This is a genomic window from Pseudoalteromonas sp. LC2018020214 (assembly GCF_016598755.1).
Taxonomy (GTDB): Bacteria; Pseudomonadota; Gammaproteobacteria; order Enterobacterales; family Alteromonadaceae; genus Pseudoalteromonas; species Pseudoalteromonas distincta.
The window spans coordinates 1,567,436-1,584,899 of the sequence record NZ_CP066804.1 but is presented as its reverse complement, the minus strand read 5'-3'; the positions used below and the strand labels follow the sequence as shown (position 1 = coordinate 1,584,899).

Annotated in this window: 10 protein-coding genes; 2 read left to right on the top strand and 8 right to left on the bottom strand. The window is 38.8% G+C overall.

Annotation, left to right across the window (positions count from 1 at the left end; translation table 11 throughout):
- Positions 1 to 351: 351 nt before the first annotated feature.
- Together topA and JG479_RS20105 are read right to left on the bottom strand one after the other, a co-directional pair.
- Positions 352 to 3,060 (bottom strand): type I DNA topoisomerase, encoded by a 2,709-nt coding sequence (gene topA, locus JG479_RS07005; RefSeq protein WP_200220205.1) that lies wholly within the window; start codon positions 3,058 to 3,060, stop codon positions 352 to 354.
- A 253-nt stretch (positions 3,061 to 3,313) separates the two neighbouring features.
- A complete protein-coding gene (locus JG479_RS20105) occupies positions 3,314 to 8,284 on the bottom strand; it encodes a beta strand repeat-containing protein (RefSeq protein WP_234047889.1) in 4,971 nt (1,656 codons plus the stop codon).
- A 193-nt stretch (positions 8,285 to 8,477) separates the two neighbouring features.
- On the opposite strand from JG479_RS20105, the gene JG479_RS06995 reads away from it, so the two are divergent.
- Positions 8,478 to 9,812 (top strand): dicarboxylate/amino acid:cation symporter, encoded by a 1,335-nt coding sequence (locus JG479_RS06995; RefSeq protein ID WP_024606768.1) that lies wholly within the window; start codon positions 8,478 to 8,480, stop codon positions 9,810 to 9,812.
- Between the two features lie 97 nt (positions 9,813 to 9,909).
- On the opposite strand, the gene sohB is transcribed toward JG479_RS06995, so the two are convergent.
- Complete coding sequence (sohB, locus tag JG479_RS06990) at positions 9,910 to 10,926, bottom strand: protease SohB (protein WP_197121000.1); 1,017 nt, start codon at positions 10,924 to 10,926, stop codon at positions 9,910 to 9,912.
- 100 nt (positions 10,927 to 11,026) lie between these two features.
- Positions 11,027 to 13,456, bottom strand: coding sequence for a VolA/Pla-1 family phospholipase (locus tag JG479_RS06985; RefSeq protein ID WP_200220204.1), 2,430 nt, complete (start codon positions 13,454 to 13,456; stop codon positions 11,027 to 11,029).
- Positions 13,457 to 13,662: 206 nt separating this feature from the next.
- On the opposite strand from JG479_RS06985, the gene JG479_RS06980 reads away from it, so the two are divergent.
- Positions 13,663 to 14,409, top strand: coding sequence for a YciK family oxidoreductase (locus JG479_RS06980; protein ID WP_002959717.1), 747 nt, complete (start codon positions 13,663 to 13,665; stop codon positions 14,407 to 14,409).
- A gap of 81 nt (positions 14,410 to 14,490) precedes the next feature.
- Here the strand turns inward: JG479_RS06980 and rluB are convergent, their stop codons facing one another.
- The 4 genes from rluB to JG479_RS06960 form a co-directional block, all read right to left on the bottom strand.
- Positions 14,491 to 15,360: a 23S rRNA pseudouridine(2605) synthase RluB gene (gene rluB, locus JG479_RS06975; RefSeq protein WP_138488964.1), complete on the bottom strand. Its 870-nt coding sequence runs from the start codon at positions 15,358 to 15,360 to the stop codon at positions 14,491 to 14,493.
- A complete protein-coding gene (gene scpB, locus JG479_RS06970) occupies positions 15,357 to 15,947 on the bottom strand; it encodes an SMC-Scp complex subunit ScpB (RefSeq protein WP_002959713.1) in 591 nt (196 codons plus the stop codon). The genes rluB and scpB overlap by 4 nt, the downstream gene beginning before the upstream one ends.
- A gap of 151 nt (positions 15,948 to 16,098) precedes the next feature.
- Positions 16,099 to 16,620: an EF-hand domain-containing protein gene (locus JG479_RS06965; RefSeq protein ID WP_002959711.1), complete on the bottom strand. Its 522-nt coding sequence runs from the start codon at positions 16,618 to 16,620 to the stop codon at positions 16,099 to 16,101.
- Positions 16,621 to 16,847: 227 nt separating this feature from the next.
- Complete coding sequence (locus tag JG479_RS06960) at positions 16,848 to 17,279, bottom strand: exonuclease III (RefSeq protein ID WP_138488962.1); 432 nt, start codon at positions 17,277 to 17,279, stop codon at positions 16,848 to 16,850.
- Positions 17,280 to 17,464: the final 185 nt, after the last annotated feature.

The window sequence follows — 17,464 nt, the reverse complement described above, 5'->3', positions numbered from 1 at the left end:
CAATTACATTTAATTAGTGATCAATTATAGCGCTAAGAATATAGCTCAATAGCTAAGCGAAAAAGCATGACATATATTTGTTCTCGGCAGCTGCTCCCTGCAATGCCTACTATCTGCATCTACGCAGTCATATATGAATAGTGTTTAACGCAGTAACTGAGTTATTTAATACGCTAAAATGACCATGTTTTTAATCAAATTGGTAACACGCTTAGGTGAATGTACTGCTAATAAAGCCGTTGCGAAAGCATTCAACTAGGCACAAAAAAACCGGAATAGACACAAGCTGTGCATTCCGGTTTTTTTATGATTTTTTAAATCCACAAAAGCTATGAATAAGCAATAACGTGCTTATTCATCTTCTTTTTTAGCTTTCGCTTTAGGTTTAGCTTTAGCTGGTGCCTTTTTTGCAGCTGCTTTCTTTTTAGGCGCTGCTTTTTTCTTCGCTTCTTCTGTCCATTTACCTGCTTCATAATGAGCAGTCCAGCCGGTAGCTTTACCGTCAACTTCAGTCATAACATACTGAGATTTATTTTTACGGCTATAGCGTACAACAGCAAGATTACCATCAGGATCTTTAGCAGGTGCATCTGCTAAGTAATAAAACTTAGGCGAGATACGGTCTCTAAAGCGTTTTAACTCTTCTACCTTAGGTGCACGTGTCTCACGTGACTTAGGAAAAGTATTTGCGGCTAAAAATATACCCGCAGCGCCATCACGTAAAACAAAATACGCATCTGACTTCTCACACTCTAATTCAGTAATGTGAACAGGATCTTCTTTTGGTGGAGCAGCCTCGCCATTTTTAAGTAACTTACGTGTGTTCTTACACTCGTCGTTGTTACAGCCAAAGTACTTACCAAAGCGACCCGATTTAAGTTCCATGTCAGAGCCACATTTATCACATTCGATAATTGGTCCGTCGTAGCCTTTAATTTTAAAGGTACCTTCTTCAACTATATGCCCTTTACATGCTGGGTTATTACCACACACATGTAGTTTACGGGTTTCGTCAATTAGGTATGAGTCCATTGCAGTTTCACAAATAGGACAACGCTTCATCTGCATTAATTTTTCGGTTTCTACATCTTCGACATCAGCAGCAACCGCTTCATCGCCCGACACTAAGTTCATTGTAGTAGTACAACGCTCTTTTGGCGGAAGGCTGTAACCAGTACAGCCTAAGAAAACACCGGTTGAAGCCGTACGTATACCCATTTTGCGGCTACATGTAGGACATTCTATATCGGTTTCAACCATCTCATTAAGACGCATGCCGCCATTCTCTGGCTCGTCTTTAGCGACAGTTAGTTGCGTTGAAAAATCAGCATAAAACTTATCTAAAACTTGAGTCCATACACGCTCGCCTTCAGCAATGTCATCTAAACGACCTTCCATTTTAGCTGTAAAATCAAAGTTCATTAAATCAGTGAAGTTTTCAACTAAGCGGTCAGTAACAATTTCACCCATTTTTTCAGCAAAGAAACGGCGGTTTTCTACACGTACATAACCACGATCTTGAATTGTTGATATAATCGACGCATAAGTAGATGGACGACCAATACCACGCTTTTCAAGCTCTTTTACTAAACTAGCTTCACTAAAGCGAGCTGGCGGCTTAGTAAAATGCTGCTTAGGATCAAGTTCTACTAAAGTAAGTATTTCACCTTCTTTAACAGCTGGCAGTGATTGATCTTCTTCGTTCTTTTTACGCACCGCAGGTTGTACTTTTGTCCAACCATCAAAGCGAAGCACGCGGCCTTTTGCTTTGAGCTGGAAATCGTTAGCTGCAACAGTCAGTGTTGTAAGGTCGTATTCAGCAGGTACCATTTGACACGCTACAAACTGACGCCAAATTAACTCATACAGCTTTTTAGCATCGGCATCTACGCCTTCGATATGACCAGACAACACAGTAACGCTTGAAGGACGAATTGCCTCATGCGCTTCTTGTGCATTACCTTTAGAGCTATAGTTAATTGGATCTTTTGGTAAATATTTAGCACCAAACTCGTTCGTTACATACTCACGACACATTTCAACCGCATCTTTTGAAAGATTGGTTGAATCGGTACGCATATAAGTAATATAACCGCCTTCATACAAACGCTGAGCGAGCATCATAGTCTTCTTAACGCCATAACCTAGGCGTGTACTTGCCGCTTGTTGCATGGTTGAAGTAATTAATGGCGCACTTGGGCGACTTTTACTTGGTTTTTCTTCAACGCTAATTACTTTGTATTCTGCATTCTCAAGGCTTTTAACAGCTGCGCTAGCCTGAGCCTCATTTACAGGCTTAAATGCCTTTCCTGCTTGTTTGGTTACTTCTAAGCGTAACTCAGACTCAGTATTCTTAACATCAGCGTGAATATCCCAAAACTCTTCAGGGATAAATGCCTTAATTTCACGTTCACGCTCAACTAATAAGCGTACCGCAACAGACTGAACTCGTCCTGCAGATAGACCACGTGCAACTTTTGCCCACAACAAAGGAGAAACCATAAAGCCTACAACACGGTCTAAAAAGCGTCGTGTTTGCTGAGCGTAAACCATGTCTGTATTAAGCTCACCTGGCGTTTCGAAGGCTTGTTGTATTGCGTTTTTGGTAATCTCGTTAAAAACTACGCGCTTATACTTTTCAGGTTCACCGCCAATGATTTCTTGAAGGTGCCAAGCAATTGCTTCCCCTTCTCTATCCAAATCCGTTGCGAGGTATATTTGATCTGCATTTTCAGCCAGCTTTTGTAATTCTTGAACAACTTTCTCTTTACCTGGCAGGATTTCATAATGCGGCTCCCAACCTTGCTCAGGATCAATACCCATACGGGCGACCAGGTTAGTATAATCTCGTTGCTTTTTATACGCTGCTTTCTCTTCAGGTTCCATTTTGCGAACTTCTGCTGGCGTTTTAGTTGCCGGCACTTTAGCTTTGCTCGAACCTGAAGTAGGTAAATCACGTACATGCCCAATACTGGACTTTACGATGAAGTCATTACCTAAATATTTATTAATTGTTTTAGCCTTAGCAGGTGACTCTACAATTACTAGCGATTTGCCCATAGTTGCCTATTTCTAACCAAATATTAAAAATGTGTTTTGCCGACATAAGCGGCGCGAATATTTATAGGTATATCTACAAACACTAGTTGTTACAAGCTTTTAATACAAACTTTTCAGTATTTACTGAATAAACGAACAATTTTTGTCGTTAAATTAAACAAACAGGTGTTTTTAGATTAATTGATGTGGAATATATAGAACAGAAACAAAAATGCCAACCTAAAGGTTGGCATTTTTTTAAAACATCATAAAATTATAGCTTAGCGTCATCAGTAACTACAATTGAAGTTGACGTAATAAGACCCGATGTAGCTTCAACACTAATTGTTAAAAAACCATCAGTTATATCATTTCTTCCATCGGCTGGCTCTCTTGTTATACCAAACGAAATGCCTACAGGCACAAAACTTGTGGTATTAGGAAAGATATAACTGTTAGTGCCCGTTAGAATACCATTTTCAGAGGCAATAGTTACCTCACTCCCAACGGGTAAAGGGTTATTATAGACATCAGCTATGAATACTGTTAACCCCACACTATTAGTTCCTGTTGCTTCTGTTAAGTCTATTGAATTAACTCCACACATCCGTTGGCCTGTTGAACTAAGCACTAAAGGGCTTGTGGGGTCACTATTTACACGTACCTCAGTCGCTGTTACGCCTGTAATAGCAGAGCAATCATCAGCATAGGTTACTAACCTAAAGAAAGCCTCATCGCCAGACATTACAATCTCTTGGTTTTGAAATACATTAACCAATTGACGGCTACATAGTCCTGCGGTTTCGTCTTCTTCACGACATAGTAAGCCATTGTATAAACCGTTTTGGGTAGTCCAAGTGCCATTACCATCAAAATCTACGAACTCTTCAAACTCATCACCAGTTGAATTGTCACGAGAACATGGGTCTGTTCCATCACTGCAATCTTTACCGCCAAAAGTGCCATCTTCATTGTTATCAATAAAAGCTTCTGGGATATCAAATAAATCATCAAAGAAGTCTGTACTATCAAAGTAACCGTTCCCGTTAAGATCTGAGAATGTTTCTTCACCAATCGCGTAAGCTAGAACTGTTGCTCGACCACCTAATGGACGGTCAACAACTAAATTGTCCAGAGTATCCCCTTCAACAATACCTAATGGACAAGGTAATCCACCATCACATTTTTGAGCAATTGTATTTTCGTACATTGAATCAGTAAAAGGACGCGGGTTGCTACTTGTCCAAGTAACGCTACATGCTCCATTTGTTGTAGTACAACTTGGCTCAATAACTCCACCTTCTGTAATAAAAGTAACGGCCGTACCATCTGGAACAGGATTATTAAAGTGATCGGCTAAACGTGCGTTTACTGACACCTCGGTACCATCAAGATTCAAACCATGTGGGTTAAATTCAGAGCGCGATAAAGAGAAACTATTTTGATCAGCAATACCTGTACTAATAACCAAAATATCAGATGGTGCTGTTACAATAACAACTTCGCCATTTATCTCTTCTTGGCTTGATGCAATAACACGAACTGGCGTAGCAACAGCTCCCGACTGAACTGTTGTTTGTATTTCACCAGCACTATTAGTGATAGCTGAAGTTGGAGTAATAGTGATCCCACCAACTGAAGTTGATAACCCAAAGTTAACAGTTTTAGAGGCTAATGCATTTCCATTAGAATCAATAAGCTTAAACTTAACATTTGAAATTTCACTTCTATTTGCACCACCAGTACCTTTCAACGAAATCACTGGTTCTGTAACTTCAATAAATTGTATGAAGCCAATATCTGCTTCAGACACATTTATTGTTGTAGTACCTGATACAGTTTCACCTCCGGTAATAACCGTGGCAGTAATTATATCACCACCTTCACATGTTAAAGGGCGGTATGTTGAGCGCGCAAAACCGCCAATACTGGTGACTGACTCATCCATTACAGCTAAATCACTCGCTACACAACCTGAGGTAAATTCAACATTTAATGGGGTTGTATATAGTTGACCGTCTTTAGTAATTTCGATAGAGATTAATGCAGTAGCTCCAGCCGATAATAACTCATTCGCTGCTAATGAACTTGTAAGGGTAATATCAATGTCTACAGCCGCAATTTGGAATGCTTTTGTTAAATTACTGTCTAGCACTGATACTGTAACTTCACCTGCTCCTACATCACGTCCAGGTACTATATCTAATATCGCAATACCATTAGAATCTGTAATTGCAGTACCTGTAGTAGGTGAAATTGCACCAATAGTGGTAGTAGCGGTTACTAAAGTTTGAGTTAATGGTGTTGTTGAATTTTCATTAGTTACTTCAATAAATAAAATAGCTGAAGAATCACCTGAGATACTTGTTATCTCTTCACATAAACTTGCATCTCTAGTTGTTTTAAAATCAACCGGACAGTTTTGCAAAATTTTAAAATTGATATCCGCAGTGCTTTGATTAGGGTCGATAGCATCACCACGAGTATAAAACCCTACCGTTTCTGTAATAGCTTCGTACTGTGCTGTAACATTACCGGCTCCTTCAATTGTACCTGGTGCTAAATTTAGAGTAGCAATACCGTTAGTATTTGTTAGCGCAGTACCTGAGCTTGGTAAAAGGCTACCTAAAGTAGAGCTAAAAGAAACCACTTCTCCCACTACTGGGTCACCATTTGAATCTAGGACTAGAGCTTGCACTAGGCCATTATCGTTAGCACTAATTTCACTCGTTTGTATTAGTGTTGTTGACGATATTAGGCTCAAGTCAATTGTGAAATTATCTGCATCACCTTGAGCAGGAGAATCCCCGGCAGTTGTATATGTGAAAGCTTCAGCTGTGTAACTCGTGTTATCGCTATCAATATATTCGGCCGTTATTGAGCCTGCCCCTGCTTCTGTCCCTGCTAATAAATCAACCTTCGCAATCCCCTCCTCATTCGTCAGTGCAGTACCATTAGAAGGATTAATAGTCCCTAAGCCTGATAAATTAAATGCAACTAACTTAAAGGCACCTGGCTCACCGTTTAATAAGAGTTGCGCCTGGGCAACAGCAGGGTTTAAAAAATCTACATTACGAGTGGTCGAACCATTATTTGCTATTAAGCTAACCGTAATTTCAGCCTTTTCAACAATGATAGATTCAAAGTCAAAGGCTTCCGATGAGTACGTAACTCCATTATTTACGTAAGTTACAGATAATTCTGAAGCACCTTCAATATTTCCAGCTAAAAGCTCAATAGCAGCTATACCATTGCTATTGGTTAAAACACTTCCAGAACTAGGGTTTAGAACACCTATATTACTAGCTAACGAAAAGTTAACGCTTTGTGAGCTAACTGGAGTACCTTCATTAAGTAACGTTGCTCTTAATTCAAGTGGTGCTAATGAAGTAACTCTATTAGATTGAAGATCAGTTTCACTATCATAACCTTGTATAGTTAATGTATATTCTGGCTCGCTTCCTTCTTTACCGTCAGATTGGAATGTAAAGGTCTTTCTGTATGTAACGTCATCGAGTGTATAGCTAGCTGTAACTGCTCCAGCACCTTCAACTGTTCCAGATGTCAGTTGAACTTTAGCATTACCATTACCCTGCGTTAGCGCTGATGTAGACGTCAAAGAACCAACATTCCCAGAAAGTGAAAATGTTATAACTTCCCCACTAACTACAACACCTTCATGGGTTAAAGTTGCAATTATATCTAAAGGAATATCTCCTTCGACAGTCGATGAAACTATACCGTTATTGTAACCTTGAATCGCTATAGAATAAGCTGGTTGACTCCCTTCTTTGCCATCTGATTGAAACGACAATGTAGCACTATAAGTAATACTATTTTGAGTAAAACTTGCTGTAACTTGTCCAGCTCCTTCAATTGTTCCTGATGTTAATTCTACTTTCGCTTGTCCATTAGTTTGTGTAAGTGCCGAACTTGCATTTAAAGAACCTACATTACCCGATAGAGAAAATGTTATTACCTCACCAGATACTTGACTACCGTTATTAGTAAGAGTGGCGATTAAATCGATTGGAGTATCCCCTGAAACTGAATTGGTTTCAGATCCATCCTCTTGAGAAAAGCCTTGCAATTGGATCACGTATTCATTATTTGGATTTATACCTGCATCACCAGCTGAACTAAAGGAAAAACTTTCTGCATAAGTCTCACCACTGACAGTATAAGTGGCTGTAATTATACCAGCACCTTCTATAGTGCCAGCTGTTAATATGACTGATGCTTGACCCATTTCGTTTGTTAAATCTGATGTTTTATCTAAGACGCCAATATTATCTGAAAGTGCAAACGTGATACGCTCTGCTACAACAACTGAGCCTTCATCATCAAACAGTGTTGCTTGAATATTTAGAGGGTTAGCGGCCGTTACCGCTGTTGCTTCTGTACCATCAGATTGAGATAAACCTTTTAGCTCTATAGTGAAGTCGCTTTCAATATTTTGTTCTGAATCACCAGCAGAACTGAACGAAAAAGTACTCGAATAGGATTCTCCGTTTATAGAATAAGTAGCTATTACTTCACCTGCTCCTTCTGTAGTGCCTGCGGTTAACTCAATTGTAGCTAGACCATCAGCTTGAGTTAATGCCGAAGATTGAGCAAGAGAGCCAATATTGTCTGCTAGAGCGAATGTTATACGCCCTCCTGAAATAACATTTTCATCTGCATCAGAAAGCCTCGCTCGTATATTTAATGGGAAATCGGCTGAAACAGCATTTGACTCACTCCCATCGACTTGAGAATAGCCTTGCACACTAATTGTGTATGCGTTTTCAACATCACTTGCTGCATCACCAGACGAGCTAAACGAAAAACTATCTGTATAGGTCGTGCCATCAACTGTATATGTGGCAGTTACTTCTCCAGCACCTTCGACAGTACCAGCCATTAGTTCAACTTCGGCTTCCCCATCTGTATTTGTTAGTGCAGATGTCTGGCTTAAAGCCCCTACGGTATCGGTTAAAGTAAACGTAATTCGCTGACTATCAACAACATCGCCGTCGTTATCAGTGAGTATTGCTCTTAAGTTTAAGGGGGAATCTGCCGTAACAGCATTTGACTCTGTTTCGTCTGTTTGAGAGTATCCCTTTAATGAAACCGAATATGTAGCAGCCTCTGTAGTGGAATCACCATCACTAATAGAGCCGTCTTTTTCAAGTGACCCACCGCCACCACAGGCTGTGAGTAAAAAACTTAGCAATGAAATGCCGAGCAGTCGCATTAAAGGCATGAACCTCTCCCTAGCGTTGTTATTATAATCAAAATTAATTTTCACTTAATATTAACCTATAACTTAGTCTAAAATCTCAGTTTTTTATTACTTTTTTGCGCAAAATAATTTTAAATAAATACCAATTTTTTCTGTAGTAAATATTTCCTTGCTGGTAGTCTATGGCAAATTTATAAAATGTAGATCAGGGAATATGTCAAAAATCCGTTCAATGAGTTTAACCACTCGCATCATGATTGGTATGGCGCTTGGGGTTGCAGTAGGTTTTATATTTCAGGCTATATTAGCTGGTGAAGACGATTATCTAATACCACTTGGGTTATTCTCTTTGCCAATTAAAGCCTTTTTTGTTGATGGTATTTTCCATGTTGGTGGCCAAATATTTATTGCCAGCTTAAAAATGTTAGTTGTGCCTCTTGTTTTTGTATCGCTTGTTTGTGGTACCTGTAGCTTAAGTGACCCTAAAAAACTAGGCCGCCTAGGTGGTAAATCTATTGGTTTATATTTATTAACTACGGCTATTGCTATAACGGTAGCTATTACACTTGCCTTATTATTTAGCCCTGGTGAAGGTATAAGCTTGCCATCTAATGCAACTTATGATGCTAAAGAAGCGCCTACCCTTGCACGTGTAATTATAGATATGTTTCCTACTAACCCATTTGAAGCAATGGCCAAAGGTAATATGCTTCAAGTTATTGTGTTTGCACTATTATTTGGTGTAGCAATGGCATTAAGTGGTAAAACAGGCAAACGCGTAGCAAGTGTTTTTGAAGATTTAAACACAGTAATCTTAAAACTAGTTACGCTGTTAATGAACATTGCACCTTATGGCGTGTTCTTTTTAATGGCAAAACTATTTACAACAATTGAGCTTAACTTAATTGTTAGCCTAGCCAAATACTTTGGCGTTGTAGTGCTTGCACTGTTATTACATGCTTTCGTAAACTACACATTGCTTTTAAAAATATTAACGGGCTTAAACCCGCTTATTTTCTTAGCAAAAATGAAGCACACATGCTTATTTGCATTTAGTACCTCGAGCTCAAGCGCAACTATGCCTATTACACTTGAAACTGCTACTAAAAAACTAGGTGCTAATAACTCGGTTGCCTCATTTACTATCCCACTGGGTGCTACCATTAACATGGATGGCACTGCTATTATGCAAGGCGTGGCTACCGTATTCATTGCACAAGTGTTTAGTGTCGATTTAACAATTTCTGATTATCTAATGGTTATATTAACAGCAACACTTGCCTCTGTAGGTACAGCAGGCGTACCTGGTGTTGGTTTAATTATGCTGGCCATGGTACTTAACCAAGTTGGCTTACCTGTAGAAGGGATTGCAATTATTATCGGTGTAGACCGCTTGCTAGATATGACACGTACAGCAGTTAATGTAACCGGTGATTGTATGGTTACCTGTGTTGTGGCTAAATCTGAAGGGGAACTTGATGAGAGCATCTTTAACGACCCTAATGCAGCTAAAGACTTAGAAGATTATCATAAATCTATTGACTCTTAAGCTACATTTATACAGCTATAAAAAAACCTTGATGCAATACATCAAGGTTTTTTTTCGAGTAAAAATAATTAAACTGAATCGTAAGAAAGATTCTAATCTAAGGATTTAGGGATTTAAATTTAGAGAGTAAGTTTATTCCCACTTTATTTACACCACTACTCAGGCCAAGAGCTAGCTTATCGCTTAATCCCTTTTTAATTTTGTATTTAATCTTATAAATTTGGCGCTCATGTTGCTGCTCCAGCAATGCATCATCACTTGTCTTTATAACATCTACCAAACCTTTATCAATCGCTTGCGTTGCAAACCAATGCTCGCCTGTCGCAACTAAGTTTATATCTAAGCTTGGGCGCTGAGTGCTTACAAACGTTTTAAATAAATCATGTGTTTGTTCAATTTCTTCACGAAACTTTTCACGGGCCTTATCTGTGTTTTCACCAAATAAAGTAAGCGTACGCTTAAACTCACCTGCAGTTATTTGCTCAAATTCAACATCATTTTTCTTTAATATTTTATTAAAGTTTGGTATTTGAGCTATCACACCAATAGATCCAACTATGGCAAAAGGGGCTGCCAGTATCTCATCGGCTACACACGCCATCATGTAACCACCGCTCGCTGCTACTTTATCAATTGCAACACTCAAAGGAATACCGGCATTTTTAATACGCTGTAGCTGAGATGCAGCAAGTCCGTAGCCATGCACTACTCCGCCGCCACTTTCTAAACGAATAAGTACTTTGTCTTTACTTGGGTTAGCAATAGAGATAATGGCTGTTATTTCTTCTCGTAAGCTTTCTACTTCGTGAGCGTCCATACTACCTACAAAGTCAATTACATATAAACGAGGTTTAGGCTCATCTTTATCTGCTTTTTTACTTTGCGATTTAAGCTGTTTTTGGTGCGTTTTAAACTCTTTTTTACCCAGCGTATTTTGTAGAAAACTTTCTTTAAGATCGACTAATTGCTCTGATATGTCGTCAATTTGTATTTCACCTTTTTTGGCTTTAGGCTTAACTGCAGCGCCAACTATTAGCATTAGAATAACTGCTATAGCGATAACAAAAGTAATTGTTTTAGCAAAAAACAAACCGTATTCGTATAAAAATTCCAACTGGTTTCTCCATTTATAAATTTCAGCTAATTTAGCATGCTTTAAAGCAAAAAAAAGCCACTTTTCAGTGGCTTTCAAAGGTTAATTATTTTACTGGTTATTAATCAGTCACAACCTCAGGGTTGGAAACTAATAACATTCGACCGCGAGCAGCTAAGTAAGTAGCTACTTGCAACTGCATTTCTGTATTAGCGGCAGCACTGCCTTCAACAGTTGCAGCTTGTGCATCATCTTGAGCTGGCGTTAATATAGAACCATGATGCCCTTTAGTAAATTTAACTAAGTAGCTTGTTGGTGTTTCACTCAATGCTTGCGAAGTACTTACTGTTTCAAGACCCATCAAGTTAGCTAATGGAATTGTGCCTGAAATAGGATTATTTGCTGCCATTGGTGGTATCACTTGGTCAGGCTTATTATCAACACCATCGCCCACAACAACATTAGTATAAACAGGAGTGCCTAATGCTTTCACAGTGGCTGCGTAATTAGTTGGATCGCCACTATCAAGTGCTGTTTGCGCCGCAAATGCAAATTGAGTAAACACTCCTTGAATATTAGTAAGCTTACTTGTTTCACCAGCTGTAGTTAACGAAGCTACATACTCGTTATAACCACAGGTTAAATATGCTTCCATATCTGGCAATACTGCACCACAGTTAGACACTGCATCAACTTGTAAATACGCGTTAAACTCATCAGCTTCTGTTGTACCTGCTTGTGAAAGTACTGAACCTTGAATAAATGGACCAAATGCAGCTGATTCTAGTAAGAAGCTAGCTATACCGCCGCCGCCGCTTGCAAGTGCTACTGTGTTTACATTAAATAATGGGTCAACGGTTGGCGCTAATGGGTTATTAGCTTGTGCAATAAATGCAGGGGCTACAATAGAGCCTAATGAATGACCAATGTAAGTTACATCTTGCGCATTAATCGTTGCATCATTAATAAAGTTTAGACCTAAACGTAAACCTAATAAATCAGCCGCTGATTGACGTAAGCTATCACGCGCAACAAGTAATGAACTTAAATTCATGTAACTAAGCACAGAACCCGTTGTTGCATTAAAGTCGTCTGTTCCATCACCATCAACATCTATTCCACGCTCACCATGTCTTGGATGGTCAATAGCAACTGTTGCAAAGCCTTGAATAGAAAGCTGCGCCGTTAAAGCAAGCATACTTTCTTTTTGTGTTGTAATACCGTGTTGCATAATAACAACTGGCCATCCGCTATCAGGCATTGCGATAGGATCTAATTGTAACTGTGCACGTACACCATTAATTATTGGTAAAATAGGCTTAGTAACTTGCACTGATACATTTGCCATGCTTTGTACTTTTGGAATGGAGTTATATTTTGTTAAATGACGTGTGCTATCTAATCCTAAGTCACGTAATTGCCCGTCACTTAATGCAGAACATAAACCATCATTTTCACTAATAGGATCTGTCGGAAATGCATCACCAGCAACGGCCTTGTAACCGATTATTGCCACCGCGTTATCACACATACCTTGCCAATATGTATCACTTAAATCACTAATATCAGTACCCGTTGGTGTACCTAAATACATCGGTAGCATAATGCTACCTTTTTGATATTGCACACCAGAGAAAGCAGCAGACACTTCTACACCCTGAGAAGCAAATACCTGTTGTACATTTACCATCGGTTGTTCAGGAACTTGAAGCGCAGGCGTTGGCATCGCAGGCTGTTGCAAACTTGCAGCTAGCAATTTTTTAATTGTCCCAAGTACTGGCCCCGCAGACTGAATAGTCATTGCGCTAGAAAAAATAATATCTTCTTTTGTTATATTTCCTGAACTTACAACTACATTTTCGTAACTGTTAACAGCGCCCTGCAAACCAAGTTGGGCATCTGTAATTAATGGCGCTTCTTGCTTAACAAGACCATAAGTAGAAGAAGGCTCGATAGAACGCCCTAATGAATCTTTAAGACCAGTAGTTAGTACATTGATGTATGAGCTACCTGCCGTAAATGGTTTTAAAGGAATAATTGCAACGGCATCACCAGAAGCTTGAGTAACAAAATCAACACCAAAAGTAAGCTCACCGACCAATTTACAAGCTGTACCGGCAGCAACAACTGAACATTCTGCGTCAGTTAAACTTGCACCCATTACTACTTCAAAAATGCGAACTGTACCTGGTGTCCCAGCAGACGTTTCATCTAAGCTAACATTTGGCGGAAATGTTAAATCGATTTTATAAGGAACCTGCGAAGACCAACCATCAAGTGCACCTAATGCAAGCTGAGGGTCAGCATAAGCTGCTCGAGAAATAGACACATTGTCGTCATCTAATTCTCCAGGAATATTAAGTGTACCGTCTTGGGTTCCACTCATTAATAAATCATTAGGTACCGATAAGATACCTGCAGCAGGGTCAAATGTAACCGTTGCTGTTGGAATAACGGTTGCTGTGTCGTTCTTAACATCTTCTAACGTTTCTCCGCCGCCACAACCTGCCAAGGCAGCTGTAACAGAGAGTGAAAGTAGCATTTTTTTCATATTGTTGGCTCCGCACATATTTTATTTTTATAGTGTGTTTAATCAGTGTATTAAGTTAAAACAATGTAATCAGGTTATTAATGAGACATTAGACCAGTTAAACTTAACGTAAAGTTTCTATTTTCGCCACCTAATTTTACAATAAATTCGATTACTTCACGTTTCGCTATGTTAAAATCAAAAAAAATAGATGAATGGGTACTTTTATGCACACATATCAAGCGGCTGAAAACGCACTTAAAGATAAAATTATTTTAATAACAGGCGCCGGTGATGGTATTGGCCGAGTAGCAGCAATTACGTATGCAAAATACGGCGCTACAGTTATCTTATTAGGAAAAACAACTAATAAACTTGAATGTGTTTACGATGAAATTGTTAATGCAGGTTACCCTAAACCTGCAATTGTGCCCATGGACTTAAAAGGTGCAACTAAACAAAACTATCGTGACCTTGCTGCAACAATAGAATATCAATTTGGCCGCCTTGATGGCTTGCTCAATAATGCAGGTATTTTAGGGTCACTTGGTCCACTTGAACATTTTTGCTCATCTACGTTCGAAAACATAATGAAAGTAAACGTGACCGCGCAAGCGATGATCACTAAAGCGCTTTTTCCTGTTCTTCGTAAGTCTGATAATGCATCGATAGTATTTACGTCATCAGGTGTAGGCCGCAAAGGCCGTGAGTTTTGGGGGCCATACGCCATCTCAAAATTTGCAGTAGAAGGCATGATGCAAACATGGGCATGTGAAGTAGGCAAAACGAATATTCGTATAAACTGTATTAATCCAGGCGCTACTCGCACTTCTATGCGCGCTGCTGCATACCCAGGAGAAGATAGAGACGCGCTTGCTACACCAGAAGATTTAATGCCAACCTACTTATACTTGATGAGCGATGATTCTAGTAAAGTGAATGGCGAATCGTTAGATGCTCAAGTAAAAAAGTAATTTAGAGTTTAAAAAATTTAAACAACACATTAAAAAAGCCGCAATTAGCGGCTTTTTTGTGTTCAATAAATAACTAATTTATTATTTACGTTTAGTAGGCTTAACACGTTGATTGTGTTTTTTAACTGCTTTGCGGATCTGGTTGATTTTAGCGCGTTTATCTTTGCGTTTTTCAGGCATAACAGAAAGCTTAGTTTGTGTCTCGCGCCCTAATTTAACGGTTTTGCGTAAGTAGTTTACTGTTTCTAAATCATACTCCATCCAACCACCTTGTGGCACGCGCTTATCAAGCTCTAGTTTACCGTAACGAATACGAATAAGACGAGATACTTCCGCATCTTGAGACTGCCATAAACGACGTACTTCACGGTTACGTCCTTCATTTAACGTCACGTTAAACCAGCGGTTAACGCCTTCGCCACCCATAGGGGTTACAGTCGTGAATTTGGCTGGACCATCTTCAAGCTCAACACCACGTAGTAAGTTTTTAACCGTCTCGTTGGTTACTTCACCAAATACACGTGCAGAGTATTCACGCTCTACTTCATAGCTTGGGTGCATCAAGCGGTTAGCTAATTCACCATCATTAGTAAAAAGCATCAAACCCGAAGTATTAACGTCTAGTCGGCCAACCGCAATCCAACGCTCACCATCAATACGAGGAAGTCGGTCAAATACGGTACGACGCCCTTCAGGATCTTTACGTGTGCTTAACTCACCTTCTGGTTTGTTATACATAATTACACGACAGATTCTATCTGCTTTTTCTTCAATCTTTACAGTGTGTCCGTCTACACGAATTAAATCAGTTTCTTCAACACGGTCACCTAACTTTGCCACTTTACCGTTTACACTAACGCGGTTTGCATCAATGTATTTTTCCATTTCACGGCGTGAGCCTACGCCTGCACGGGCTAAGACTTTTTGTAACTTTTCACCTTGTATACTCATTCGGATGGTTCTCTCACAGAAGGATCGCTCAATAACTGGTTAATTTTACTTTGCTGCTCTGTTGGCAGCGCAGGTAAGTTTTCAAGTCCAGTTAACGAAAAATAATCTAAAAATTGTTTAGTAGTTGCATATAAAGCCGGCTTACCCGGAACCTCTTTATGCCCTACCACTTTAACCCACTCTCTTTCGAGTAGGGTTTTAATAATATTCGAACCCGTAGTAACACCCCTTACTTGCTCAATTTCACCGCGCGTAATGGGCTGCCTATATGCAATAAGTGATAATGTTTCCAGTAAAGCACGCGAGTATTTTGGTGCGCGTTCTTGCCATAAATTATTTAACCAAGGGCTTAAACTGCTACATGCCTGAAAACGATAACCGCTACCAACTTCGACTAAGCGAATACCACGAGTTTGAAAATGTTCTTGTATTGTATCTATTGCGTCGTTTATTCGCGCCATAGAAATAGCTAAATCTATTAATACAGTATCTTTAAGGTGGCGTTTACTCACTGGCTTATCTGCAACAAAAATAGCTGCTTCAATGATCTCAACTAGTTGTTCATCACTAATTCGCCGACCCGCCATACACACTCTTAACAAATAAAAATACACAGCCATCTATTATGACAGAACAACGCCAAACTAGGAAAATATATCTACTAAATAACTAGATTTTAAACACAAAAAAGCCAGTGATTATCACTGGCTTCTAATTTACTCTTTAAAACAACAAATATTAGCTGTGTTTAATGGCTTCTAATGCATCATCTTCAGCTACTGCGTTACCGTATTTTTTAATGTAACCCATAAACTCGCTTTTACTGATGCGCTTATCTTGGTTTTTATCCATGTAACCAAAGTGATTTGAAATATCATCATCGTTACCTTCAACTACCGAGATATAGCCATTACTGTCGTTATCTAAGCTCGAAAAGCTGCTTTCAATTTTATCGAATTTAGCGATTTCAGCTTTAAATGCCGACTCACTTACTTCAGAATCAGTGGCTACTTTACCATTGTTTAACTTCATGTAAGTGTTGAATTCTTTGCGGCTAATTTCGTTATCCATATTGGTATCAATATTTGAAAAATGGCCCCAAATGCTATCGTCATCAGCTTCAACTTTTGAGATGTAGCCATCGCTGTCATTATCTAAACTTGCAAAGTCACTGTCTATTCTTTCAAGACCTTGATTAGATGAACAAGCCGCTAGGCTTAATGATGCTAAAATAGTGGCTGCTAATGTTAACTTTTTCATAAGACGTATCCTTCGTAATTAATTAAATGTCACTTTAACTAATACAAATCCAATGCCAATAATAGTTAACTTATAAGAATCAACAACTTAATCTTAATTGGTGCATTTATTGAACAGTTTCAATAAGTTAAGCTTGCAAGCTTTGCAAACAACCTTGTAATTTTTGCAAAAAAATACCCGGTAAAAAACCAGGTATCTCAATTTTAGTTATATAGTTCAGCTAATAATTAGATTGCCGCGTTTTGGTAGCGTTTAACAAACTCAGTAACGTTTTGACCATTACATTTTAATGAGTTTAAGTTACCAATTTTTTGACGAACAGGTGCTAAACCTTGTTTTAAAGCCGTCATACATAATTGAGTTTCTTGTTGAGCGTCTTTTGCAAATACTTCTACTTTCTCAACTGATGCGTTGCTTAATGTCGTTTTTTTAGCAATATCGCGAATATCTTCACCATTACATAAAATGCTTTTAGAAAAACGAGATAAGTAAACACCGTGCTGAGCAGCTTCTTTACGAGCAACACTAAAGCCTTCGTTTGCGCTTAGTACACATAACTTAGACTCAATTTTATTATCTTGACTGAAGTAAGTATTGCTTTGTGCTGAAGCAGTTGCAGATGCGAATAAAGCAGTAGCTAAAAGTAGTTGTGTTTTCATGAGAGATCCTATTTGAACGAGCTAAACAAGTGAATTTCGCGCATTATATATTCAATAAAGTTAAGTTCAATTGAATTTTTTATTTATTTAAAAAATTAATACTGCATTTACAATGTTTAAACTTTACTCACCAATTGATCAACATTTGCGCAGCTATTTTCTCATTTCAGTCATGTTATGTACGC

Coding starts and splice junctions, on each gene's coding strand:
- JG479_RS06965 (WP_002959711.1), bottom strand. CDS start 16,620: ATGAAAAAGTTAACATTAGCAGCCACTATTTTAGCATCATTAAGCCTA.
- rluB (WP_138488964.1), bottom strand. CDS start 15,360: ATGAGTATACAAGGTGAAAAGTTACAAAAAGTCTTAGCCCGTGCAGGC.
- JG479_RS06980 (WP_002959717.1), top strand. CDS start 13,663: ATGCACACATATCAAGCGGCTGAAAACGCACTTAAAGATAAAATTATT.
- JG479_RS06985 (WP_200220204.1), bottom strand. CDS start 13,456: ATGAAAAAAATGCTACTTTCACTCTCTGTTACAGCTGCCTTGGCAGGT.
- scpB (WP_002959713.1), bottom strand. CDS start 15,947: ATGGCGGGTCGGCGAATTAGTGATGAACAACTAGTTGAGATCATTGAA.
- JG479_RS06995 (WP_024606768.1), top strand. CDS start 8,478: ATGTCAAAAATCCGTTCAATGAGTTTAACCACTCGCATCATGATTGGT.
- JG479_RS20105 (WP_234047889.1), bottom strand. CDS start 8,284: ATGCCTTTAATGCGACTGCTCGGCATTTCATTGCTAAGTTTTTTACTC.
- topA (WP_200220205.1), bottom strand. CDS start 3,060: ATGGGCAAATCGCTAGTAATTGTAGAGTCACCTGCTAAGGCTAAAACA.
- JG479_RS06960 (WP_138488962.1), bottom strand. CDS start 17,279: ATGAAAACACAACTACTTTTAGCTACTGCTTTATTCGCATCTGCAACT.